This window comes from Quatrionicoccus australiensis (genome assembly GCF_020510525.1).
GTDB lineage: Bacteria > Pseudomonadota > Gammaproteobacteria > Burkholderiales > Rhodocyclaceae > Azonexus > Azonexus australiensis_B.
Genome location: NZ_CP075188.1, coordinates 1,708,714 through 1,733,967, shown reverse-complemented (window position 1 = coordinate 1,733,967; position 25,254 = coordinate 1,708,714). Strand labels below are relative to the sequence as shown.

Below are 25,254 nucleotides of genomic sequence, written 5' to 3'. Positions count from 1 at the left end.
CCGGCTCTGCCGGGGGGGATTTAACTTTTCGGAGAATCGAAATGACCACGATTGTCGACTTTGCTTTGCTTGCGGGTGCCTCGTATTACGATACGCGCTCGGACATCAACCGTTTTCCGCTCCCGAATGGCTGGACCATCTATTCCCGTCTCCCGGAAGATAAATCAAGTGGCTTTGAAGCTACTGCTTACAAAAGCGGCAGCGAAATCGTCATCTCGTACGCTGGCACGAACCCCGCCGATCTTTCCGGCGACATTGCCACGGATGGGGCACTCGCCTTGGGGAACATTTGCGACCAACTTCGCCAGGCTGCCGACTATTACCTGCAAATCAAGGCGCTCAACGCCAACGCGACTATCACCTTCACTGGTCACAGCCTGGGCGGTGGCCTGGCTTCGTTGATGGCCGTTTATTTTAACGAAAGTGCCACCACCTTCGACCAAGCCCCGTTCCGCCGCTCTGCCCTGATATCTAGGACAAACATCGGCGGCAACATCATCACGCACTCGACCGCGGCCGACTTGCTGAGCTACCTACGAAACAAAGGCACTTACAGCGAGAAACAGTTGGCTAGCCTCAAAGCGTTTGTCATTGCAGGCGACCCTTCGTATCCCAATCCTATCGCTGGGGACCCACTTGCCGTTCGTGAACAGAAAGTCACCAATATCAACACCGATGGCGAATTCCTGACCAGTTGGCCGGTGGTGCCCACCTCCAACCGTATCGGCTCGCAGGCCGATATTCCCAATAGCCACGACGGAGTAGGTGGCATCGACCTGCATTCCCAGGCGCTGCTCACGGCCTTCCTGCAAAGCGATCCGACCGCGGCCACCAACTCCAATGCCAATGCAAAAACGCTCAACCGGGTCACCTTCAAGCTGCCCGATTTGTTGAAGATGGTGTTCGATAAGAACCTGTACGCCTTTGATACCAGCATAGCGAATAGCCCCGAAAGGAATGCGGCATGAGCTACGGACATTTGCTGTTGAGGCGTTTCGCCACCTTACTAGCCCTGGTCGCCCTGTTCAGCCTGAACGCCTGCGCTGGATTGCTCGGTTTCGGTGGCGACAGTTGGCAAGAAGAAGTCCTGCTGCACGACGGCAACAAGCTTGTCGTAGACCGAAGCGTCGAGCGAGGTGGCCGCCACGAAGTTGGACAAAAGCCTGCCTACACGAAACAGGCGTTGGCGTTTACGCATCCGACCACGGGTGAGCGGGTCATTTGGGAAGACAAGGCCACACCCGATTTGGGCAGCAGTAATTTCCTGCCCATGGCGCTCGATATCTACCAGGGCACGATTTATCTGGTTGCCAACCCGATGGGGTGCCTAGCCTACAACAAGTGGGACAGGCCGAACCCTCCTTATGTCGTATTCCGTTACGGAGGCAAGACTTGGGAGCACGTTCCATTGCAGGAGCTTCCCTTGGAAACCAAGACCCCGAATCTGATTTCGTCGTCGCCCGACACTGAAGTGGAGCGCCTAGGGAAATACTTTGTAGATGCTGAAACGATACGGCGAATTACCAGTGAACTTCGTCAGCCTGAGAATAAGAGCATTTTGAGGGAGGCTGTGGCGGCGGGGTTGGGAATAAGCAGTTGTGAAGAGTTAATTCATTACAAATGTGGCTGGGGGGCCCCCGGCGAATTTAATCGAAAGTATTTCGAGAATATTTGTAAGTAACGAATTCAAGGGGAAAAACTGATCATGACAGTAAGTATTGAATACGCGTTGTTGGCCGGTATTGCATATCGCTCCACCCGTGCCCAGGTCAACCGTTTCCCAGAGCCAACTGACTTAGGATGGAGTGAGGTTGGTGGTTCTTACCGGAACTTGCCAAATAGCGGTTTCGAGGCCGTTGCCTTTCAGAAGGCCTCCGAGATCGTCATTTCCTACGCTGGCACGAACCCCGCCGATCTTTCCGGCGACATTGCCACGGATGGGGCACTCGCCTTGGGGAACATTTGCGACCAACTTCGCCAGGCTGCCGACTATTACTTGCAAATCAAGGCGCTCAACGCCAACGCGACTATTACCTTCACCGGCCACAGCTTGGGCGGTGGCTTGGCTGCGTTGATGGCCGTTTATTTCAACGAAAGTGCCACCACCTTCGACCAAGCTCCGTTCCGTCGTTCTGCCCTGAGTTCTACCTCGAACATCGGTGGCAACATCATCTCCCACTCGGTTGCAGCCGATTTGCTGAGCTATCTACGAAACAGGGGTAGTTACAGCGAGAAACAGTTGGCTAGCCTCAAAGCGTTTGTCATTGCAGGCGACCCCGCGTATCCCAATCCTATCGTCGGGGACACGCTTGCCGTTCGTGAACAGAAAGTCACCAATATCAACACCGATGGCGAATTCCTGACCAGTTGGCCGGTGGTGCCCACCTCCAACCGTATCGGCTCGCAAGCCGATATCCCCAATAGCCACGATGGAGTAGGTGGCATCGACCTGCATTCCCAGGCGCTGCTCACGGCCTTCCTGCAAAGCGATCCGACCGCGGCCACCAACAGCAATGCCAACGCAAAAACGCTCAACCGGGTTACTGAATCGCCCCGGGTTTCGTAGAGGCTCCGTGGTTTAAGTGCAGGCGTGTTCAGCCTGCGCGGTGAGTTGCAGATAATACCGATCCTCAGCCTCGGCGGGTGGGATGTAGCCGATGGGCTCAAGGAGTCGTTGATGGTTGAACCAGGTCACCCATTCGAGGGTGGCGAGTTCCAGGGATTCCACCGTTTTCCAGGGGGGCCGGCGATGGATTAGCTCCGCTTTGTATAAACCGTTGATGGTTTCGGCCAGGGCATTGTCGTAACTGTCGCCCTTGCTACCGACAGAGGGCTCGATACCTGCCTCGGCCAGTCGCTCGGTGTAGCGGATGGAAACGTACTGCGAGCCGCGATCTGAATGATGGATCAAGCTGGCATCCCGTTCTGGTTGGCGAGCATAGAGCGCCTGTTCCAGGGCATCTAGAACAAAGTCGGTGCGCATTGAGCGACTGACCCGCCAACCGACGATACGGCGGGCAAACACGTCGATGACGAAGGCGACATAGACAAATCCTGCCCAAGTGGAAACGTAGGTGAAATCGGAAACCCACAACTGATTCGGCCGATCTGCCTTGAACTGTCGATTGACCCGATCCAGCGGGCACGACGCCGCGGCGTCACCGAAGGTGGTTCGTACCACCTTACCGCGCCTCACGCCGCGCAGACCCAGCCAGCGCATCAGGCGCTCGACGGTGCAACGCGCGACCTGAATGCCTTCCCGCTGCAATTGCCGCCAAACCTTGTCGGCGCCATACACCTGAAAGTTGCTCTGCCAGACGCGCTGGATGTGCGGAGTCAGGAAGGCATCCCGGCGGGCCCTGGCACTCAGCAAAGAGGGATCGCGCTGGCGTGCGGCGTGGCGCCAATAAGCGGACGGGGCGACCTGCAACAACGTGCAGATCGGCTCGACCCCGAAACGCTCACGGTGCCGGTCGATGAAGGCCCTCACTTCTTCTTGAGGCGGTCGAGCTCCGCCTGCGCGAAAAACGCACTGGCCAATCGCAGAATCTCGTTGGCCTGCCGCAGTTCCTTGACTTCGCGTTCCAGCGCCTTGATGCGCTCGCGCTCGGCGGTCGGAATGCCATCACGTACGCCGGTATCGACTTCGTGTTTCTTGACCCACTCGTGCAGCGTCACCGTTGAACAGCCAATCATCGGCGCTATCGACTCGACCGCTGCCCATAGCGAAGGTCGATCCTTGCGTGCTTCCTGGACCAACCGTACGGCGCGCTCTCTGACTTCCGGGGAATATTTGTTCGTCTTACTCATGGCTCCATTCTCTCAAGAAATGGAGCCTCCTCAATTCCCGGGGCGATTCATACCTTCAAGCTGCCCGATCTATTGAAGATGGTGTTCGATAAGAACCTGTACGCCTTTGATACCAGCATAGCGAATACGGAGCACGAAAACTTCCTCGAACGCCTTGTTCGCCACGAGGCAGGCAACGCTCCCGGCGGAGCGAAGGCGGATGCCATGCTCACCCGCTTCACCCGTGATCTCTGGAAAATTGCCAAAGATGGTGGTTTGTCGTTGGCAGATAGCAACGTTAGCAAAGCGCTGACGGCATTTGCCATGCAAATGTATTACGAGAGCCCGAATGCGACGGATGTACACAAAACACTTTTTACTGAAATTAGCGGAGGAATCCACTTTGACCGTGGAGATGTCTCCGCCTCTTTGAATCAAGCCAAAGGTTATACGGCTTATTTTCTGACCTATTTGCAAAATAATTTTAGTGGTAACGAGCTAAATGAAATTCTTGCGGAACTACCCAGTATCAAAGACTGGTATATCCAGGCCGGTACTTCCGGCATGGCTTCAACGGGTGGAACAGAACGAGTCTTCATGTTGGGTGGGGCCAACTCGGACACTGTGACGGGGAGTTCACTGGCCGATATTTTGGCTGGTGGTGCCGGCAAAGACATACTCGTTGGCGGCTCTGGGGCCGATATCCTGCTCGGTGGTGCTGATGCCGACATCCTCTATGGCAACGATGGTGCTGGCGGCGACACCCTCGAAGGAGGTGACGGCTTCGATACCTATTACGCCGATAACGGCGATACCATCCGCGATTCGGACGGTCAAGGCACTGTCTACCTCAATAATAAGCAACTCACCCTGGCTAAGCGCAAAGAGGGGGAAGTCGTCTGGACGGACAACATCGGAAATACCTATGCATTGAGGGGTAATCGTCTGGAGATTAACGATCCTCTGGTAATCGAAGGGTTTAGCAATGATGAATTGGGTATTCATCTAGATGAGGAACCGGATGATCCGATGAAAAAAATAAAAAAGGATTTTGGGGCCGCAGAAAAAGTTATTTCTCCGATCATTCTTGATCTTGATGGCGATGGTGTCGAAACCGTCGGGGCTGAGGCACGTACCTACTTCGACCATGCGGGAGACGGATTTGCCGAAAGTACCGGCTGGGCAGCTCCTGACGATGGTCTTCTGGTTTATGACCGTAATGGAGATGGCCGGATTGGTTCCGGTGCGGAACTATTTGGATCAGAAACAATACTGGAAAATGGCAAAAAAGCGCCAAATGGCTATGCTGCGCTGTCTGAACTGGATAACAACCACGACGGAAAAATAGACAATAAAGATAGTGTCTTCGCCAAACTGTGTATCTGGAAAGATGCGAACAGCGATGGTGTGAGTCAGGCAACGGAATTGCTAACCTTAACTCAGGTGGGGGTGCAATCGCTTGATATCGCTTACAACACCCTCGGTAGCACCGATGCACAAGGCAACATTCACCAGTTAGCCGGCAGTTACACCCGTACCGATGGCAGCAAGGCTGTGGCTGAGGATATCTGGTTTCAAGTAGATAGCACATTCACGATAGCAGAAGATCAACAAGTGGTCTCTATTGATATCGCTGCCCAGCCGAATGCACGAGGTTATGGTCAGGTTTACGATCTCCACCAGGCCATGATGCGTGACAGCAGTGGGCATCTAAGAAGTCTGGTCGCCCAATTCGTTACGCAAAAGGATAGTGCTGCCCGCAAAGAACTTACCGCCCAAATTATTTTTGCCTGGACAGGAGCGGAAAATATGGCGCCAGACAGTCGCGGCTATATGAAGGATGCGCGACAGCTATATGCCATTGAGGCATTTCTGGGAGAAGGCTATGTCCAAGAATCAGGCTATTTCCCAGGTGGTGCGGGACCCGTTGCAGCGGAGTCCCTGGCGGATATTTTTGGCAACTTGTGTGATTATGTCTATGCCGAACTCATGGCGCAGACCCACTTCAAATCCCTATACGATAGTGTAGGGATAGTCTGGAATTCAACCGCCAAAAAAATTGAGCGTGATGTCAGCAATACCGTCACTATGCTCCATCAACTTTATGACGCCGACCCAATCAATAACTCCGTCATTATCAATGAATTTGGCGATACGCTTAGATCAACAGGAGAAATCGGATTGCAAGTGCTTGATGCACTACGTTCCAAAGGTAATCCTCTTGACAGTGGTTTCACTGGTTTGTTAACCAAGATTGGAGCCAACGATTTGATAGGCGATATCAATGACAATAAGCTGAAAGGGGGTAGTGATAACGATGCTTTGTATGGGTATGGAGGGAATGATAGTTTATACGGCAATGAGGGGAGCGATTACCTAGATGGTGGAGCTGGCAACGATAGTCTGCAGGGGGGTACAGGTAACGATGTCTACCAATTTAACCGTGGTGGCGGTCAGGACATCATCTTCGACAGAGACTCGACAGTCGCCAATCTTGACATTGTTCGATTTGGCGCAGGAATAGCACCTAGCGACATTATCGTGGTGCGTAGTGGCTACGATTTGGTATTAAAAATTAACGGCTCTACTGATCAGTTGACTCTGCAGAATTTTGGTGGGGGCGACAATTACAGTATTGAGCGTATCGATTTCAGTGACGGCACGAAGTGGAGTGCGGCGCAATTGCAGGCTCAAATGATTGGCATGCCCGTGGTGGGTACGGATAGCGCCGATACGCTAATTGCTTGGGCCAATGAAAACGCCAGTCTTCAGGGAAAAACCGGAGACGATATACTTATTGGTTTCAATGGCAACGACATTCTTGACGGCGGTGCTGGGCGAGACATCTTGCGCGGCGCTCTCGGCAATGACATCTACCTGTTTAATTTGGGTTATGGGCAAGATACGATTTATGACAATGATTCGACAAAGGGCAATATTGATACAGTCCGTTTTGGCGCTGGAATTGCTCCGAGCGATATCACGTTTGCGCGAAGTAATAATAATCTTGTACTCGGCATTAAAGGCACCAACGATCAGTTGTCGATAGGCGATTGGGGCGATAGCGATGAAGATCCATACCATATTGAGCGCGTGACATTTACCGATGGCTCAATCTGGGATACGGCATATTTAGAGGCACGTGCAACGACCACCCTGACTATAGGGACTAATGGCAACGATGTCCTGGAGGGTGATATCGGGAATAACATCCTAGATGGAGGAGCAGGGAATGATACTCTGCAGGGCGGTACTGGCAACGACACTTACCTGTTTAACCTTGGTGGCGGTCAGGACACGATTTACGATTCTGATTCCACCGTGGGTAACTTGGATATTCTCCAATTTGGTACGGGGATTACGCCAGGTGACATCACCGTTGGGCGTAGTGGCAGAGATATGCTTCTGGGAGTTAAGGGAACGGGCGATCAGGTAAAAATACAGAACTGGGGAATGGGGGATTCCTACCATATTGAGCGTGTTGAGTTTGCCAATGGCACTGTTTTCGATGCCGCTTTATTGCAGTCAAAAATTATCGGGCTACCGGTCGTCGGCACTATCGGTAACGATACGCTGCAAGCATGGGCAGATGAAAACGCCACCCTCCAAGGAATGGGGGGAAATGACACTTTAAGCGGTGGTCTCGGTAACGATGTTCTAGACGGAGGGACTGGCAACGACTCCCTGCAAGGGGGGGTGGGTAACGATATCTACCTCTTTAATCTGGGCGGTGGGCAGGACACGCTTTACGATGCCGATGCTACACAAGGAAATTTGGATACCATCCGTTTCGGAGCCGGAATTGCACCAAGCGATATCACTTTTGTACGTAGCGGCAAAGATATGGTTTTGGGGATCAAGGGAACGAGCGATCAAATCAAAATCGGGAGTTGGGGATACGGGGCGAACAGTTGGATCGAACGCCTCGAATTTGTTAATGGGACCACGTTGGATGCAGCCTTTTTGCAGGCGCAAATTGCCGGAGTGCCTCTTATCGGTAGTGCCGGCAGTGACACACTGCAAGCTTGGTCAGGTGAAAATGCAACCCTTCGAGGGCTTGAGGGAAATGACAACCTCTATGGCAGTGATGGTAACGATACACTGAATGGAGGGGGGGGCAATGATGTTCTGCAAGGTAGTAAGGGGAACGATGTCTATCTGTTTAACCTAGGTGATGGACAAGACACGATTTACGATGCTGATTCGAGAGTGGGAAATCTGGACACCCTCCAATTTGGGGCTGGAATTACTGCAAGCAATATTTCCCTGGAGTGCAGGGGCTCGAATTTGGTAATGAGGATTCAAGGCACTAATGATCAATTGACCGTGCAGTCTTGGCGAGAGGATTCCTGTTATCGTCTTGAGCGAGTAGCTTTTGCCGATGGCACAAGCTGGGATAAAGCATATCTACAGGGTTTGGTGTCAGCATTGCCCATTATGGGAACAATTGGCAATGACACGCTATATGGGGATGTCGGAAACGATATTTTTAATGGCAGTACAGGTAGTGACACATTGATTGGTCGAGAGGGAAATGATGTTTACCTGTTCAATCAGGGGGGTGGGCAGGATACGATTGACGACTTTGATGTCACTATCGGTAATTTGGACACCATTCGTTTTGGCGCCGGGATCGCTGCGAGCGATATAACGATTGTCCGGAGCGGTACGAGCCTAGTCTTTAAGATCAATAACACCAGTGATCAAATTACTGTCAAGAGTTGGTTTGATGGGGACTATCGTAAAATTGAACGCGTGGAGTATGCTAATGGCACTATTTGGAATGCTGCATATTTGCAGGCTTTAGTGTCAGCAATCCCTGTCATGGGAACGGGCGGTAACGATACCTTATATGGGGATGACGGAAGCAATGTTTTGGATGGTAAAGCGGGAAACGATGTCTTATATGGACGTGTCGGGAATGATACTTATCTGTTTAATCGTGGCGATGGACAGGATTCCATCATTGACATCGACAAAACGGCAGGCAATATCGATACCATCAGCTTTGGTTCCGGTATTTCATCTAGTGATATAAGTTTCTCACGTAGTGGTGATGCCCTGCTTCTCAGTATCAACGGTAGTGGCGACCAAATAAAAATCTCAAGCTGGAATCAGGACAACGGGAGTGGCGGTCGTATTGAGCGCGTAACCTTTGCCGATGGAACGACATGGAATGAGGCGTTCTTGCAGTCTCAGATTGCAGCTATTCCGATCATTGGAACAAGTGGAATCGATACCTTATACGGCGATTCTGGCAATGACACCTTGGACGGTGGGGCTGGCAATGACATCTTGCGGGGCGGGAATGGAAATGATGCCTATCTATTCGGTCGAGGCTCTGGGCAGGATTCGATCTACGACGTAGATCAAACACTCAGCAATACCGATGTACTTCGTCTTGGGGCCAATATTTTGCCGACGGATGTCACTGTTAGTTTCAATTCCTCAGGAGATTTACTGCTATCTATCATTGGCACAACGGATGTCGTGACCTTGAAATCATGGCTTCTTCACGATAGTTACAAAGTCGAGAAAGTCATCTTTGCCAATGGTACAACCTGGGGCGTAAGCAACTTGAACTCGATGCTTGCGACACCGCCTTCGGAAGGCGTTAATTACATCTTAGGCACACCAGGAAGCGATGTTATTGATGCACTGGGTGGAAACGATTTGGTTTCCGGTGGCGCAGGCAATGATTCTTTGAGAGGAGGCAGCGGGGATGATGTGCTCTTGGGTGATGGCGGAGCCGATCTGCTCTATGGTGGCGATGGAGCGGATACGCTTTATGCCGATCTCGTTACCGATGATAGTGCGAGCGACCTATTTGATGGTGGAGCAGGCAACGACACGATTCAATCTACGGGTAGCAACGATTTAATTATCGGCGGCACGGGTACAGACAGCATTCTCGTTGCCGAGAGAGGAAATGATGTCCTACTGTTCAACCGCGGGGATGGCCAGGATGCCTGCATAAATTCATCCACTCCTTCCGTGCCACAAAGCGCGGTTTCGTTAGGCGGAGGCATTACTTACGCTGATTTAGCTTTTTCCAAGTCGGGGAGCACGCTGGTACTCGATCTTGGCAACGGCGACAGCATAAAATTCAATAGCTTGCTGGGTTTTTTCAACTCATCAGGCCCCTCTTCTACGCCCGTCAAGGTTCTTCAGTTGATCGTCGAAACAATGCCTGGTTATAGTGCCAGCGCAACTGATCCGTTATTGGCTAAACGTATCCAGCAATTTGATTTTGTCAGTTTGGTCAGCCAGTTCGAAGCTGCGCTTGTCGCAGATCCGACGGTTACAAAATGGCAATTGGCACCTCATTTATCTGAATTTAGCCTAGGTGGTTCAGATACCCAGGCACTCGGTGGTGCCATGGCTTACCAATATGGTAAATCAGGCAACCTGTCCTCCATGACAGATGTGGCAATTAGCACGCAATTGAACGACACCAATTTTGGGATCAAGAGCCAAAGCATCACAGGTTCCAGCCTGACTCTACTGGGTACCGCGAGCAATGACGTTCTGATCGGCGGAGTGGGTAACGACACCCTGAACGGAGGAACCGGAGCTGACACCATGATCGGCGGTGCCGGTAACGACACCTACGTGGTGGATAACACGGCGGATGTCGTGACCGAGAACGCCAGTGAAGGTACCGACCTTGTCCTGTCGAGCGTGACCTACACGTTGGCTGCCAACGTTGAGAGCCTGACCTTGACTGGCACGACCGCAATTAATGGCACAGGCAATGCCTTGAACAATGTGCTGACCGGAAACGCAGGAAATAACACGCTGACAGGTGGCGTGGGTAATGACACACTTGACGGAGGGGCTGGTGCAGATATCTTGGTTGGTGGCTTAGGGGATGATAGCTATTTCGTCGACAACGCGTCCGATGTCGTGACCGAGAACGCCAGCGAAGGCAGCGATCTGGTTCAGGCCAGCATCACCTACACGCTGGCGGCGAATGTCGAGAACCTGACCTTGACCGGTATAGCCGCGATCAATGGCACCGGTAATGCCTTGAACAATGTGCTAACCGGAAATGCTGGCAATAACACGCTGGATGGTGGCGCCGGGGCCGACACCTTGGTTGGTGGAGTCGGTAATGACACCTATGTCGTAGATAACACGGCAGATGTCGTGACCGAAAATGCCAGCGAAGGCACCGACCTTGTCCAGTCGAGCGTGACCTATACGCTGGCTGCCAACGTCGAGAATCTGACCTTGACCGGTGCGCTGACGATCAACGGCACCGGTAATGCCTTGAACAATGTGCTGACCGGAAATGCTGGCAATAACAAGCTGGACGGTGGTGCCGGGGCCGACACTTTGGTTGGCAGTACCGGTAACGACACCTATGTCGTAGATAACACGGCAGATGTCGTGACCGAAAATGCCAGCGAAGGCACCGACCTTGTCCAGTCGAGCGTGACCTATACGCTGGCCGCCAACATCGAGAACCTGACCTTGACCGGTACGACCGCGATCAACGGCACCGGTAATACCTTGAACAATGTGCTGACCGGAAATGCTGGCAATAACAAGCTGGACGGTGGTGCCGGGGCCGACACTTTGGTTGGCGGTGCCGGTAACGACACCTACGTCGTAGATAACACGGCGGATGTCGTGACCGAGAACGCCAGCGAAGGTACCGACCTTATCCAGTCGAGCGTGACCTACACGCTGGCCGCCAACGTCGAGAACCTGACCTTGACTGGCACGACCGCGATCAACGGCACCGGTAATGCCTTGAACAATGTGCTGACCGGAAACGCAGGAAATAACACGCTGACAGGTGGCGTGGGTAATGACACACTTGACGGAGGGGCTGGTGCAGATATCTTGGTTGGTAGCTTAGGGGATGATAGCTATTTCGTCGACAACGCGTCCGATGTCGTGACCGAGAACGCCAGCGAAGGCACCGATCTGGTTCAGTCGAGTGTGACCTATGCGCTGGCTGCCAACGTCGAGAATCTGACCTTGACCGGCACGACCGCGATTAACGGCACCGGTAATGCCTTGAACAATGTGCTGACCGGAAATGCTGGCAATAATACGCTGGACGGTGGAGCCGGGGCCGACACTTTGGTTGGCGGTGCCGGTAACGACACCTACGTCGTAGATAACACGGCGGATGTCGTGACCGAGAACGCCAGCGAAGGTACCGACCTTATCCAGTCGAGCGTGACCTACACGCTGGCCGCCAACGTCGAGAACCTGACCTTGACTGGCACGACCGCGATCAACGGCACCGGTAATGCCTTGAACAATGTGCTGACCGGAAACGCAGGAAATAACACGCTGACAGGTGGCGTGGGTAATGACACACTTGACGGAGGGGCTGGTGCAGATATCTTGGTTGGTGGCTTAGGGGATGATAGCTATTTCGTCGACAACGCGTCCGATGTCGTGACCGAGAACGCCAGCGAAGGCAGCGACCTGGTTCAGGCCAGCATCACCTACACGCTGGCGGCGAATGTCGAGAACCTGACCTTGACCGGTATAGCCGCGATCAATGGCACCGGTAATGCCTTGAACAATGTGCTAACCGGAAATGCTGGCAATAACACGCTGACCGGAGGCTCTGGCAATGACACACTTGATGGAGTGGCTGGTGCAGATATCTTGGTTGGTGGCTTAGGGGATGATAGCTATTTCGTGGACAACGCGTCCGATGTCGTGACCGAGAACGCCAGCGAAGGCACCGATCTGGTTCAAGCCAGCGTGACCTATGCGCTGGCCGCCAACATCGAGAACCTGACCCTGACTGGCACGACTGCGATCAACGGCACCGGTAATGCTTTGAACAACGCATTGACCGGAAATGCTGGCAATAACACGCTTGACGGCGGTGCCGGGGCCGACACCTTGGTTGGTGGAATCGGTAATGACACCTACGTGGTGGATAACACGGCGGATGTCGTGACCGAGAACGCCAGCGAAGGTACCGATCTGGTCCAGTCGAGCGTGACCTACGCGCTGGCCGCCAACGTCGAGAACCTGACCTTGACCGGCACGACCGCGATCAACGGCACCGGTAATGCTTTGAACAATGTGCTGACCGGAAATGCTGCCAATAACACGCTGACCGGAGGCTCTGGCAATGACACACTTGATGGAGTGGCTGGTGCAGATATCTTGGTTGGTGGCTTAGGGGATGATAGCTATTTCGTGGACAACGCGTCCGATGTCGTGACCGAGAACGCCAGCGAAGGCACCGATCTGGTTCAAGCCAGCGTGACCTATGCGCTGGCCGCCAACGTCGAGAACCTGACCCTGACTGGCACGGCTGCGATCAACGGCACCGGTAATGCCTTGAACAATGTGCTGACCGGAAATGCTGGCAATAACACGCTGGATGGTGGTGCCGGGGCCGACACTTTGGTTGGTAGAGTCGGTAATGACATCTACGTCGTAGATAACACGGCGGATGTCGTGACCGAGAGCGCCAGCGAAGGTACCGATCTGGTCCAAGCCAGCGTGACCTACACGCTGGCTGCCAACGTCGAGAATCTGACCCTGACTGGCACGGCTGCGATCAACGGCACCGGTAATGCCTTGAACAATGTGCTGACCGGAAATGCTGGCAATAACACGCTGGATGGTGGTGCCGGGGCCGACACTTTGGTTGGTAGAGTCGGTAATGACATCTACGTCGTAGATAACACGGCGGATGTCGTGACCGAGAGCGCCAGCGAAGGTACCGATCTGGTCCAAGCCAGCGTGACCTACACGCTGGCTGCCAACGTCGAGAATCTGACCCTGACTGGCACGGCTGCGATCAACGGCACCGGTAATGCCTTGAACAATGTGTTGTCCGGAAATGCTGGCAATAACACGCTGGATGGTGGTGCCGGGGCCGACACTTTGGTTGGTAGAGTCGGTAATGACATCTACGTCGTAGATAACACGGCGGATGTCGTGACCGAGAGCGCCAGCGAAGGTACCGATCTGGTCCAAGCCAGCGTGACCTACACGCTGGCTGCCAACGTCGAGAATCTGACCCTGACTGGCACGGCTGCGATCAACGGCACCGGTAATGCCTTGAACAATGTGCTGACCGGAAATGCTGGCAATAACACGCTGGATGGTGGTGCCGGGGCCGACACTTTGGTTGGTAGAGTCGGTAATGACATCTACGTCGTAGATAACACGGCGGATGTCGTGACCGAGAGCGCCAGCGAAGGTACCGATCTGGTCCAAGCCAGCGTGACCTACACGTTGGCTGCCAACGTCGAGAATCTGACCTTGACCGGCACGACCGCGATCAACGGCACCGGTAATGCCTTGAACAATGTGCTGACCGGAAATGCTGGCAATAACACGCTGGATGGTGGTGCCGGGGCCGACACTTTGGTTGGTAGAGTCGGTAATGACATCTACGTCGTAGATAACACGGCGGATGTCGTGACCGAGAGCGCCAGCGAAGGTACCGATCTGGTCCAAGCCTCCGTGACCTATGCGCTGGCTACCAACGTCGAGAATCTGACCTTGACCGGCACGACCGCGATCAACGGCACCGGTAATGCCTTGAACAATGTGCTGACCGGAAATGCTGGCAATAACACGCTGGATGGTGGTGCCGGTAACGACACCTATGTCGTAGATAACACGGCAGATGTTGCGACCGAAGCCGTAAGCGAAGGTACCGACCTGGTCCAATCCAGTGTCACCTACACACTGGCCACCAATGTCGAGAACCTGACCCTGACCGGTACGACCGCCATCAACGGCACGGGTAACGCCCTGGACAACGTGCTGATCGGCAATAGCGGAGTCAATACGCTGACCGGCGGTGCCGGCAACGACACGCTCGACGGAGGAACCGGCGCCGACAAGTTGCTTGGCGGGTTGGGTGACGACACCTACTTTATCGACAACGCGTCTGATATTGTTACCGAAAATGCTAACGAAGGCTTTGATATCGTTAATAGCACCATTACGCTGACGCTGGCTGCCAATGCTGAGGCCTTGTTCCTGAGTGGTACGACGGCGATTAACGGTACCGGCAACGCGCTGAACAACCTAGTGCGGGGCAATTCGGCAGTCAATACACTGAACGGCGGTGCCGGTAATGACATTCTTGAAGGTGGTGCCGGCAACGATATCCTGACTGATACTTCTGGAACGGCCTTGTTCAATGGTGGCGCTGGTGACGACAGTATTACTGGCGGCACTGGTGCTGAGATTTATCTCGGCGGTCTGGGCAACGACACCTATACCACGGCGGCAGGTAACGACATCATTCTGTTCAACAAGGGCGATGGGCAGGATACCTTTGCCACAGGTGGCACGGGGAGCGACACGATCTCGCTGGGCGGCGGCATCAGCTATGCTGATTTGTCGTTCAGCAAGGCCACGAATGACCTCGTACTGAAGATCGGTACCAGCGACCAGATCACCTTTAAGAACTGGTATGTCACGACACCCTCTAAGCCCGTAGCAAACCTGCAAGTCATCGCCGAGGCCATGGCCGGCTTTACAGCAGGTGGCAGTGACCCGCTGAAGGATCAGAAAGTCGAGGAGTTCAACTTTGCTGGCCTGGTGGGCGCCTTTGATACTGCGCGCGCAGCCAACACCAGTCTAACCAGTTGGGCGTTGACCAATGCATTAACCAACTTCCAGTTGGCTGGCTCCGATTCAGCTGCACTGGGCGGAGATATTGCCTACCAGTACGGCAAGAATGGGACATTGGCCGGGATTGGCGCGACAGCGGCATTGAACACCTTGTCGGATACGGCTTTGGGGTCTTCAGCACAAACGCTTTCGCCACTCGCCGGGTTGCAAACCGGATCGGCGCGTTTGTCGTAAGGTGTATTTGTCTTGAATGACCGTTGTACCGGGAGAGGCCAGCCTCTCCCGGTTTCCTTCTTCTCAGAAAACACTTAATGAAATCCCTGTTTCCGGCTGATGCCCAGGCCATTGATTTTTCCCCGCCCTTGTTGCGTCTGCAGGCGACGTCTCCGAATCCTTTGGGACGAAAGGTGCTCTGGGTATTACTGGTAATGTTGTTAGCCCTGCTGCTCTGGGCCATTTTGGGGCGCCTCGATATTGTTGCAGTAGCCGAAGGCAAGCTGATCCCAGAAAGTTACGTCAAAATCGTCCAGCCCTCCGAGTCCGGCATCGTCAAGGAAATCCTGGTCAAGGAAGGGCAAAGCGTGAAAGCTGGTCAGGTCTTGATGCGCATGGATACGCTGATCAGCGAAGCCGACACAAAGTCCATCGAGGCCGACTATCAACGCAAGCGCTTGGCGTTGCGCCGAATTCAGGCGGAACTCTCGGGTGTCCCGTTTAAGAGCGAAGCCAACGATCCGCTGGATTTGACCCAGGAAATCAATGCCCAGTATCGTGCCAACCGTGCTTCCTTTGAAGCTGCATTGGCAGAAGAACGTTCGCGTTTGATCAAGGCCAAACAGGAATTGGCAGCGGCAGAGCAAGTCAAACACAAACTTGAGGAAACCCTGCCGCATTACCGCGACCAGGACAAAGCCTACGAGAAGCTCGTTAAGGATGGCTTTGCCGGCTCGTTGATGGGCAGTGACAAAAGGCGGGAGCGCGTCGAGAAAGAGCAGGAACTTCAAACTCAGGCTTTCCTGATCGAGTCAGCTCGCGCCAGCATTCTTCAATCGGAAAAACGCCTGGCTCAGATCGATTCTGACTATCGCCGGCAACTGCATGCCGACCGCAATGATATTCAGGGGCAGTTCGATAAGTTGGCTCAGGAAGTCACCAAACAAGCTCACAAGCAGGAACTACTTGAACTCAAGGCACCGCAAGATGGCGTAGTGAAAGATCTGGCGACCCACACCGTCGGTACCGTGGTGCAGCCTGGCACGGTACTGCTGACCTTGGTCCCCCAGAATGAGACGCTTCGCGCCGAAGTCTGGGTCAGTAATGAAGACATCGGTTTCGTGCGGCAAGGCCAGCCAGTAAAGCTGAAATTTGCGGCGTTCCCGTTCCAGAAATACGGCATGGTGGAAGGCACGGTCGAGCATGTCAGCGCCGATGCGGCGGACAACAATACAGGCAACGGCAACAGCCAGACCGATCCGGCCAAGAAAAACCAGCCGCTGGTCTATAAAGCACTGGTCGCCCTCAAGCGCCTGAATCTCGAAATGGACGGTGAACGTTTTGTGCTCTCGGCCGGGATGCAGACGAATGCCGAGATTCGCCTGGGTGATCGGACGGTGATGGAGTATTTACTCTCGCCCGTCAGGAAAGCCTGGCATGAGGCGGGGCGGGAACGGTAGTTTGCCCAAGGAATAAACTCTGCCGCGCTCCGCTTGCCTCCTGGCTCGTTCGGCTTCGCCGATCCGAGCCCAGGCTGTCTTTGTGGGGAAAACCACGTTTATTTAGATAGCGAAAACCTCACCCGCAGCCCCGCGATCAATGCCGTAATCGATCAGGGCACGGACGCTCCCTTCGCACGAACCTATTGAGTCAAGAGAAGCGTCCCAGGTGGCCGGGGAGATCGGAATACCTGGCAAGGTTTCGAGTGGAATGACTGGCAGGGTTTGCAGCGGAATCAGAGGCCTACCCCAGATCGGAATGGATGTCGGTTTTCTTCGGAATACGCATCAAGACAGTAATGCCGTCAGTTTAAGCAGCACATTCGACTTCACTCGCAGCTGGACGGCGCTGCTCCGGTTTTGCCTTTGATTTGGATGTTGCCGTTGCCTCTGACCTTGTCTTTGTGATGGAGGAATCCCCTGTGGAGCGTAGCGGAACAGGGGATTCCTCCATCGGGATCAAAGGATCAAAGGGGCCGATCAAAGGGGCCAGGCTCGATTTTTTCCGGACCCGAGCCAAATATCGCCCCTCAAGAAAGCAACCGCTCCGGAATCAGCCGCCGCATCCAGCCCCCCACCACGGCCCGGAAACGCGGGCTGTGCAGGCAGGCGCCGCCGGCGATGCCGACCAGGCAGCCGAGCAAGGTGTCGATCAGGCGCAGTAATTAAAGGGGCCAGGCTCGATTTAACTTAAAGCGGAAGTTGAGTGTTTGGAAAAGCGGACGTTCAGGAACGTGTAGGTGAGGGGCGCTGTGAAAGCGCAGCTTGACCATCCTCCCAGCGGCGAAGCCGCGCCTCGACCGAGAGGTTAGGGCTCAGCATCCGCTACGCCAGTTGGTCGAAAACTCTTCTTTTCCCCGGGGGCCGTGAATTGTTAATTCCACGGATTGTTCTGTCCAGCAGCAAGTTTCACGTTGCACCCACTTTCCCTTGGCAGTTTTCTCCGCACAACTGGTGTCCTCAACTTTGTATCGAGCTGTTACTTTTAGTTTCCCGGCGCTGAAACTTCTAACCTGTATGTCTCCTGGAATCTCAAAGAGAGGATAGCGCTTGCGTATGTCTTTCGATGAAACAAAGTCAAGATTTCTGACCTCCCCTTGATACTTAATCTTCGCGCCATCGTTGGTATCGATAAGGACAACCTTGTCTGAGAAATAAATGCACGGGTCGCTGCATTCGCCATCAGGAACACATGGCATTTCTTGTGCTGCTTGAGATACGCCAGATACCCCAAGACAAAAAACAAGGAGCAGAGAAAACCAAGTGTGATTTGTCATCTGATAAGCCCTAACGAATAGCGTTTATCCGCCGACGCGGACGAGTTTGAAGAGAGCAGGAAGTCATATCGGCGGATAAACCTCGTTGGACTGGACCGCCGGACGGGCGATGGTTATGGGGATTGTAAGGAGCGGCGGTTTGAAGTCAATCGCATGGCATGAACCAAGGTGTTCGATTGATGCGGTTCGGGCACAGCTGGGTGCTGATTCGAAGGGTTGGAGCTCACCAGAAAGAGGTTGAGCTCACACTTGGGTGTCGATTGTTCAAGCCTCGGGAGTTAAAGGGGCCAAGCTCGATTTTTTCCGGACCCGAGCCAAATATCGCCCCTCAAGAAACCAACCGCTCCGGAATCAGCCGCCGCATCCAGCCCCCCACCACGGCCCGGAAACGCGGGCTGTGCAGGCAGGCGCCGCCGGCGATGCCGACCAGGCAGCCGAGCAAGGTGTCGATCAGGCGGGCGAGCACGGTGGCTTCGGGCGAGCCGTGGCCGAGCTGGACGGCTTCGGCGAGCAGGATGGTGAGCGGCGTGATGAAGATCACCGCCAGGCCGTAATGGCGCACGATCAGGGTTTCGATGACGAAGGAGAGCAGCATCATCATCAGCGAAACGCTCCACGGATTGAGCGGCAGTTGCAGCAGCGCCCAGGCGAGCAGCAGGCCGAGCACGGTGCCGGCCATGCGGTGCACCTGGCGCGTCCAGACGGCGCGCATGTTCATGCCCTGGATGACCGCCAGGCAACTGACCGGCACCCAGTAAGGGCGCGGCAGCTGCAGGAGTTGCGCGAGCAGCAGTGAAATGCCGACAAAGGCGCCGATCACCACCGAGTCAAAAACGACAAAATCAAAGCTGGCCGGTGGCAAGGGCTCAACCGGCTGGGGCGGCAGGTAGCGCAGCGAGTGAATGCTGTAGAAAAAGGCAATCATGCAGGCGAGCAAGGCACCCATGGTCAGCAAACCGACCTGCAGCGGCACCAGGAGAATATCGACCGGCGTATAGGCGCCGATCGAGGCGGCCATGATGAAAAACAGGCTGCCCGGCGGGTTCATACGATAGTAGCGGCAGAGCATGCTGACCAGGATGGCGAGGCCACTGAGCACCAGCACGATCAGCGGCGGGAAAAAATGGCTGAGCACGCCGAAGGTATAGCAGGCGATCATGCCGAAGGCGCTCGCCATCAGTTGCACCATGCGATGCCCGAGCGGCGTGTTCGGCGTATAGAGGAAGACCAGCCCGCCCAGCGACGAGATCAGCCCGTAATCGAGATGCCCGAACCAGGCACCGACCAGCAGCGGCAGCCCCGAGGCCAGCGCCGCATAGAGCGGCAGCTGCCAGCGCCGGTCGGACGACTGGATGGTCGTCAAATGCTGCAGATCTGCCTTGATCAGCGCCAGTAATCTGCGCCCTGCTTGCCGGTACATGCGGTCCCGTTTCGAATGAAGTTGCTGTGACAGGCGGCCAGTCCGGCTGCTGCCAGCCGACCGCCGGTGCTTATTCGGCGGCTCTCGCCGCGGCGCCACAGGCGTGGCAGAAGCGCGCAAAGGCGCTCTTGCGCTGCTCGCACTTGCCGCAGTGATCGAACAGGCAGATGCCGCAATGCGGGCAATAGTCGATCGCCGTATTGGCCAGGTCGACCGGGCGCTCGCAGCCGGGGCAGACTTTCTTGGCGAGGCGGGCGAGCGCCGTGTCGTAGGACAGCTCCTTGCGCCGCTCGACATCGGGCATGGACTCGGCCTGCTTCTGGCGCTCGAGGTAGCGGTTCAGCGCGATGATCGCCGAGCGCCCGACCAGCACGGTGATGACGATGCCGACCACGTAGCGCACATAGCCGCCGTAGCTTGGCAGGTAAGGCACCAGCTCGACAAAGAAGGCGAACAGCGCGAAGTAGATGAAGCCCCAGACAAACGGCCAGTAGGTGCTCTGCCGCTTCTTGGCGAACAGCCAGCCGGCGATGCCGAGCAGGGGCAGCGTCAGCAGCAGGCGATAACCGAAGACGCGCAATTCCTGGCTGCGCAATTCGGTCGATAGCTGCTCTGTGGCGGCACGTTCCAGCTCGCGCAAGTCGCGCTGGGCGTGCGCTTCGGCCTGCTGCGCATCGAGCAGGATCTGCTGCTGCGCCTCGACGCCGTTCAGTGCCTGCCGCTCGGCTGCCTTGAGGCCGTCGAGCTGGCGCGTGCGGGCGAGCAGTTCCGGGTCCTGCTCCGGGCGTTGCGTGACGTGGCGCGTCGCCAGCCAGTTGTTGAAGGTGTCGCGCGCCGTCGCCGCATCGGCGCGGGCGGTGTTGAGGCGCAGTTGCGCCTGCGCCATTTTCTCGTCGGCATTTTGCCGTGTTTCCTGTGTCGACCGGATGGCGGCGCGCGCGGCATTGGCGGCGTCGCGGTCGATGAAATCTTCCAGCGTGTAGTGATGCTCGACCTGCGGCAGGTTTTCCACGACCGTCCCACCCAGGCCGATCAGGAAGCTGGCGAAGACGAAGGCAACCAGCCAGAGGCCGAAACGGAACCACTTTTCCGACAGACGCAGTGCCTTGCTCATGCTTTTTGCCCCTTGAAAACTGCGGTCAGCTTGCCGCCCACGCTGACCACGGCGAGCGCCAGCGCCCCGCCGGCAACGCCGACCAGCGCATTGAGCAAGGCAGCGACGACGCCACCGAACAGGCCGACCACTTCGCCGATGTGTTCGATGAAGTGATGCAACGGCTCGACGCCATGCGCCAGGATGCCGCCACCGACCAGGAACATCGCGGCTGTGCCGATCACGGTCAGCGCCTTCATCAGTTTCGGCGCGGTCAGCAACAGGCCCTTGCCGACGGTCTGGCGCAGGCTGCCCGGCTTGGTCAGCAGGTGCATGCCGAGATCGTCCATCTTGACGATGCCGGCGACAAAACCATAAACGCCGACCGTCATGATCAGCGCGATGCCGACCAGCACCGCCAGTTGCGCCGCAAAGGGCTGACCGGCGACGGTGCCGAGCGCGATGACGATAATTTCGGCCGAGAGTACGAAGTCGGTGCGGATCGCGCCCTTGATCTTGTCCGCCTCGAAAGCGGCCAGATCGATGTTTTCGTCGGCCACCGCAGCCAGTTCCTCGGCGTGATGGGCATGATCCTCGGCCGGGCTGTGCAGCCATTTGTGGGCGAGTTTCTCGACGCCTTCGAGGCACAGGTAGAAACCGCCGATCATCAGCAGCGGCATGACCGCCCACGGGATGAAGGTGCTGATCGCCAGCGCCGCCGGCACCAGGATTGCCTTGTTCTTCAGCGAACCGACCGCCACCGCCCAGACCACGGGCAGCTCGCGCTCGGCGCGCACGCCGGACACCTGCTCGGCATTGAGTGCCAGATCGTCGCCGAGTACACCGGCGGTTTTCTGGGCAGCGACCTTGGTCATCACCGCGACATCGTCGAGGATGGTGGCAATGTCGTCTAACAGGGCAAGCAGGCTGGCTCCGGCCATGAGGGGCATTCGGTTGATGGCGAAGCCGCCATTCTAAAGAAAAATGCCGTTCGCCAGACGTCGACCGCCGGGCGGGCCGGCATCTGTTATCCTGCCGCCGCCCGGATAGACATCCGCCCACGCCTGCCACGGAGTCCGCAACGCCATGAAATTCCTCCCGCTGCGCCCTGCCGGCGCCCTTGTTTTGCTGCTTGCCGCCACCGGTGTTCTGGCCGCACCGCCCCTGCCCAGCCTGGGCGCCAACGTCGCCGGCGTCACCGTGTCCGGCATTTCCTCCGGCGGCTACATGGCCGTGCAGTTCGAGGTCGCCTATTCCAGCCTGGTGCGCGGCGCCGGCGTACTCGCGGCCGGTCCCTATTACTGTGCCGAAGGCGCGGTCGGCCGGGCGCTCGCCAATTGCATGGAGCCGACCGGCAAGGATGCCCCGCCCGCACCGGTCGACACCCTCAAAACCATGGAAAAGCTCGCGGCCGCCGGCAAGATCGACCCGGTGAAGAACCTGCGCGATGACCGCGTCTGGCTGTTCTCGGGCAGCGCCGACAAGACCGTCGCGCCCGCCGTGGTCGATACGCTGGCCGCCTTCTATCGCGAAGTGCTGCCGGAAGGCGCGCTGCGCTACGTCAAGCTGGCCGACGCCGGCCACGCCATGCCGTCGGTGGCCGATACGCAGCCCAATGCCTGCAATACCTCGAATCCGCCCTTCATCAACCGCTGCCAGGATTTCGACGCCGCCGGCCAGTTGCTGACTCACCTGCTCGGCCCCTTGCAGCCGTCCACCACGGCCAGCGACGGTGAGCTGATCGCCTTCGACCAGCGCCCCTTCATCGACGGCAGCGCCGCCGATGCCAGCCTGGCCGAGGAAGGCTATGCCTTCGTGCCCAAGACCTGTCAGGCCGGCGGTTGCCGCGTGCATGTCGCCTTCCACGGCTGCCGCCAGAATGTCGGCGAAGTCGGCCGCCGCTTCATCGAGGGCGCCGGCTACAACCACTGGGCGGCGAGCAATCGCCTGATCGTGCTCTACCCGCAAACGGCGACGCGCAACGGTTTTGCCTTCGGTTCCAGCAAATGGGTGCTCAACCCGAAAGGCTGCTGGGACTGGTGGGGCTATACCGGCGCCGACTATCACACGCGCGACGGCGTGCAGCCGCGAGCCGTCAAGGCGATGATCGACGCACTCGGCAAGGCCGCAAAACGGTAAAATCCGCCCCCGAATCCGGTCGACCGCTGCGCCAGGCGGTCGACACCCAAAATTGCCTGTTTTTGAAAACCGATGACTGAATACTCCGCCTCTTCCATCCGCGTCCTGAAAGATCTCGAGCCCGTCAAGGAACGCCCCGGCATGTACACCAGGACGACCTGCCCGACGCACATCGTCCAGGAAGTCATCGACAACTCGGCCGACGAGGCGCTGGCCGGCTACGCCAAGAAGATTTCGGTGCGCATCGGCGCCGACGGCGTGATCGAGGTTTCCGACAACGGCCGCGGCATCCCGGTTGAAATCCACCCGGAAGAAGGCCGCCCGGCCGTCGAACTGGTCTTCTGCAAGCTGCACGCCGGCGGCAAGTTCAACAAGACCGAGTCGGGCAACGCCTACCGTTTCTCGGGCGGCCTGCACGGCGTCGGCGTCTCGGTGACCAATGCGCTGTCGACGCGCCTCGAAGTTGAAATCAAGCGTGGCGGCGGCGTGCACCGCATCGTCTTCGCCGACGGCTTCGTCGTCGAACCGCTCGCCCGCATCGGCGAGGTCGGCCAGCGCAACACCGGCACGACCGTGCGCATTTCGCCCGACCCCAAGTATTTCGACTCGCCCAAGGTCAATCTGGCGCAACTGGAGCATCTGCTGCGCTCGAAGGCCGTGCTGATGCCCAATGTCACCGTCGAGCTGGACATCGAAGGCCAGGAAAAGAAGGTCTGGTGCTACCAGAACGGCATGGCCGATTACTTGAACGAAATGATGGTCGGCACGCCGGTCGCGCCGATTTTCGTCGGCGAAAAATATGTCGAGACGGCCAACGGTTTCGCGGTCGGCGAAGGCGCGACCTGGGCGCTGGCCTGGTTCGAGGAAGGCGGCGGCAAGCCGGAATCCTACGTCAACCTGATCCCGACCCTGGACGGCGGCACGCACGAAGCCGGCCTCAAGGCCGGCGTCTTCGAGGCGGTCAAGACCTTCGCCGAACACCACGCCATCCTGCCCGCCAAGGTCAAACTGGCGCAGGAAGACGTCTGCGGCCGCATGACCTACCTGCTTTCGGCCAAGGTGCTCGACCCGCAGTTTCAGGGCCAGACCAAGGAAAAGCTGACTTCGCGCGACGCCTACAAACTGGTCACCCAGATGGTGCGCGACCCGTTCGAGCTGTGGCTGAACAGCCACGCCGATTTCGGCAAGAAGATCGCCGAATTGGCGGTCAAGGCGGCGCAGAACCGCATGAAATCGACGCAGAAGGTCGAAAAAAAGAAGTCCTCGGGCATCGCCACCCTGCCCGGCAAGCTGACCGATTGCGAATCCGACGACATCAGCCGCAACGAGGTTTTCCTGGTCGAGGGCGACTCGGCCGGCGGCTCCGCCAAGCAGGGCCGCGACAAGGAAACCCAGGCCGTGCTGCCCTTGCGCGGCAAGGTGCTGAATACCTGGGAAGTCGAGCGCGACCAGCTGTTCAAGAACAACGAAGTGCATGACATCTCGGTCGCCATCGGCGTCGATCCGCACGGCATCGACCAGCTCGACAGCATCGACGTTTCCGGCCTGCGCTACGGCCGCATCATCGTCATGTCCGATGCCGACGTCGACGGTTCGCACATCCAGGTGCTGCTGTTCACGCTCTTCCTCAAGCACTTCCCGGCGCTGGTCGAGCGCGGCCACATCCACGTCGCGCAGCCGCCGCTGTTCCGCGTCGATGTCGAGGCGCGCGGCCACACGCGCAAGGTCTATTGCCTGGACGAAGCGGAAAAGCTGCAGACCCTGCAAAAGCTGCGCGACGAAGGCGTCTCGGAAAACAAGATCACCGTCTCCCGCTTCAAGGGCCTCGGCGAAATGAACCCGGACCAGCTCTGGGAAACCACGCTCTGCCCGGACACCCGCCGCCTCGTGCCCTTCCAGGCCAGCCGCGAAACGATCAAGGAAATGACCGCGACTTTCACCCTGCTGATGGGCAAGGGCGAAGCCGCCGGCCGCCGCGCCTGGATGGAAAAGGATGGCGGCCTGGTCGAAGCGGACGTCTGAGAAGCTGTTCATGCTTGTCATTCAAACCCCTCCCCAGCCCTCCCCTTAACAGGGGAGGGAGCTCGCCGGTGCGCGATTTGGGGGGCTCCTCCCCTGTTAAGGGGAGGTCGGGAGGGGTTTTACAGACGTATCAAATAATGCCGCAGCCCGGTTTCATGACTTTCGGAAGATCGTGAACAGCCTCTAAGCCGGCCAAACAACAAAGGCATTTGCCCA

Annotated in this window: 12 protein-coding genes and 1 other annotated feature; of the genes, 7 read left to right on the top strand and 5 right to left on the bottom strand. The window is 56.6% G+C overall.

What is annotated here, in order from left to right; genetic code table 11:
- The first annotated feature begins 41 nt into the window (after positions 1-41).
- The 3 genes from KI612_RS08145 to KI612_RS08135 are packed head-to-tail and all read left to right on the top strand — an operon-like array spanning position 42 to position 2,566.
- A complete protein-coding gene (locus KI612_RS08145; RefSeq protein ID WP_226443311.1) occupies positions 42-968 on the top strand; it encodes a lipase family protein in 927 nt (308 codons plus the stop codon).
- Positions 965-1,681 (top strand): hypothetical protein, encoded by a 717-nt coding sequence (locus KI612_RS08140; protein ID WP_226443310.1) that lies wholly within the window; start codon positions 965-967, stop codon positions 1,679-1,681. The genes KI612_RS08145 and KI612_RS08140 overlap by 4 nt, the downstream gene beginning before the upstream one ends.
- A 24-nt stretch (positions 1,682-1,705) precedes the next feature.
- Complete coding sequence (locus KI612_RS08135) at positions 1,706-2,566, top strand: lipase family protein (protein WP_226443309.1); 861 nt, start codon at positions 1,706-1,708, stop codon at positions 2,564-2,566.
- A gap of 12 nt (positions 2,567-2,578) precedes the next feature.
- On the opposite strand, the gene KI612_RS08130 is transcribed toward KI612_RS08135, so the two are convergent.
- A protein-coding gene (locus KI612_RS08130) for an IS3 family transposase (RefSeq protein ID WP_226441047.1) occupies positions 2,579-3,810 on the bottom strand; the annotation gives its coding sequence in 2 pieces (ribosomal slippage) (positions 2,579-3,522 and positions 3,522-3,810; 1,233 coding nt in all).
- Positions 3,416-3,532: a sequence feature (AL1L pseudoknot), on the bottom strand. Its footprint overlaps the gene before it by 117 nt.
- A gap of 78 nt (positions 3,811-3,888) precedes the next feature.
- Between KI612_RS08130 and KI612_RS08125 the strand changes: the two genes are divergently transcribed.
- Positions 3,889-15,609 (top strand): calcium-binding protein, encoded by an 11,721-nt coding sequence (locus KI612_RS08125; protein WP_319002999.1) that lies wholly within the window; start codon positions 3,889-3,891, stop codon positions 15,607-15,609.
- Positions 15,610-15,686: 77 nt separating this feature from the next.
- Positions 15,687-17,048: an HlyD family type I secretion periplasmic adaptor subunit gene (locus KI612_RS08110; protein WP_226443308.1), complete on the top strand. Its 1,362-nt coding sequence runs from the start codon at positions 15,687-15,689 to the stop codon at positions 17,046-17,048.
- Between the two features lie 854 nt (positions 17,049-17,902).
- Here the strand turns inward: KI612_RS08110 and KI612_RS08105 are convergent.
- The 4 genes from KI612_RS08105 to KI612_RS08090 all read right to left on the bottom strand — a co-directional run bounded on the left by KI612_RS08105 (position 17,903) and on the right by KI612_RS08090 (position 21,818).
- A complete protein-coding gene (locus KI612_RS08105; protein WP_226443307.1) occupies positions 17,903-18,364 on the bottom strand; it encodes a hypothetical protein in 462 nt (153 codons plus the stop codon).
- 328 nt (positions 18,365-18,692) lie between these two features.
- Positions 18,693-19,784 (bottom strand): FUSC family protein, encoded by a 1,092-nt coding sequence (locus KI612_RS08100; RefSeq protein WP_226443306.1) that lies wholly within the window; start codon positions 19,782-19,784, stop codon positions 18,693-18,695.
- Positions 19,785-19,854: 70 nt separating this feature from the next.
- Complete coding sequence (locus KI612_RS08095; RefSeq protein WP_226443305.1) at positions 19,855-20,898, bottom strand: serine endopeptidase; 1,044 nt, start codon at positions 20,896-20,898, stop codon at positions 19,855-19,857.
- Entirely contained in the window at positions 20,895-21,818 is a 924-nt protein-coding gene (locus KI612_RS08090; RefSeq protein ID WP_226443304.1) for a DUF808 domain-containing protein, read from the bottom strand. Before KI612_RS08090 ends, KI612_RS08095 begins: the two co-directional genes overlap by 4 nt.
- Positions 21,819-21,963: 145 nt before the next feature.
- Between KI612_RS08090 and KI612_RS08085 the strand changes: the two genes are divergently transcribed.
- Complete coding sequence (locus tag KI612_RS08085) at positions 21,964-23,016, top strand: extracellular catalytic domain type 2 short-chain-length polyhydroxyalkanoate depolymerase (RefSeq protein ID WP_226443303.1); 1,053 nt, start codon at positions 21,964-21,966, stop codon at positions 23,014-23,016.
- A gap of 72 nt (positions 23,017-23,088) precedes the next feature.
- On the top strand, positions 23,089-25,038 hold the full coding sequence (gene parE, locus KI612_RS08080; RefSeq protein WP_226443302.1) for a DNA topoisomerase IV subunit B: 1,950 nt from the start codon (positions 23,089-23,091) through the stop codon (positions 25,036-25,038).
- Positions 25,039-25,254: the final 216 nt, after the last annotated feature.

What these genes read in the sequence shown, in the direction of transcription:
- KI612_RS08145 (WP_226443311.1), top strand. Translation starts at nt 42, where the DNA reads ATGACCACGATTGTCGACTTTGCTTTGCTTGCGGGTGCCTCGTATTAC.
- KI612_RS08140 (WP_226443310.1), top strand. Translation starts at nt 965, where the DNA reads ATGAGCTACGGACATTTGCTGTTGAGGCGTTTCGCCACCTTACTAGCC.
- KI612_RS08135 (WP_226443309.1), top strand. Translation starts at nt 1,706, where the DNA reads ATGACAGTAAGTATTGAATACGCGTTGTTGGCCGGTATTGCATATCGC.
- KI612_RS08125 (WP_319002999.1), top strand. Translation starts at nt 3,889, where the DNA reads ATGGTGTTCGATAAGAACCTGTACGCCTTTGATACCAGCATAGCGAAT.
- KI612_RS08110 (WP_226443308.1), top strand. Translation starts at nt 15,687, where the DNA reads ATGAAATCCCTGTTTCCGGCTGATGCCCAGGCCATTGATTTTTCCCCG.
- KI612_RS08105 (WP_226443307.1), bottom strand. Translation starts at nt 18,364, where the DNA reads ATGACAAATCACACTTGGTTTTCTCTGCTCCTTGTTTTTTGTCTTGGG.
- KI612_RS08100 (WP_226443306.1), bottom strand. Translation starts at nt 19,784, where the DNA reads ATGTACCGGCAAGCAGGGCGCAGATTACTGGCGCTGATCAAGGCAGAT.
- KI612_RS08095 (WP_226443305.1), bottom strand. Translation starts at nt 20,898, where the DNA reads ATGAGCAAGGCACTGCGTCTGTCGGAAAAGTGGTTCCGTTTCGGCCTC.
- KI612_RS08090 (WP_226443304.1), bottom strand. Translation starts at nt 21,818, where the DNA reads ATGGCCGGAGCCAGCCTGCTTGCCCTGTTAGACGACATTGCCACCATC.
- KI612_RS08085 (WP_226443303.1), top strand. Translation starts at nt 21,964, where the DNA reads ATGAAATTCCTCCCGCTGCGCCCTGCCGGCGCCCTTGTTTTGCTGCTT.
- parE (WP_226443302.1), top strand. Translation starts at nt 23,089, where the DNA reads ATGACTGAATACTCCGCCTCTTCCATCCGCGTCCTGAAAGATCTCGAG.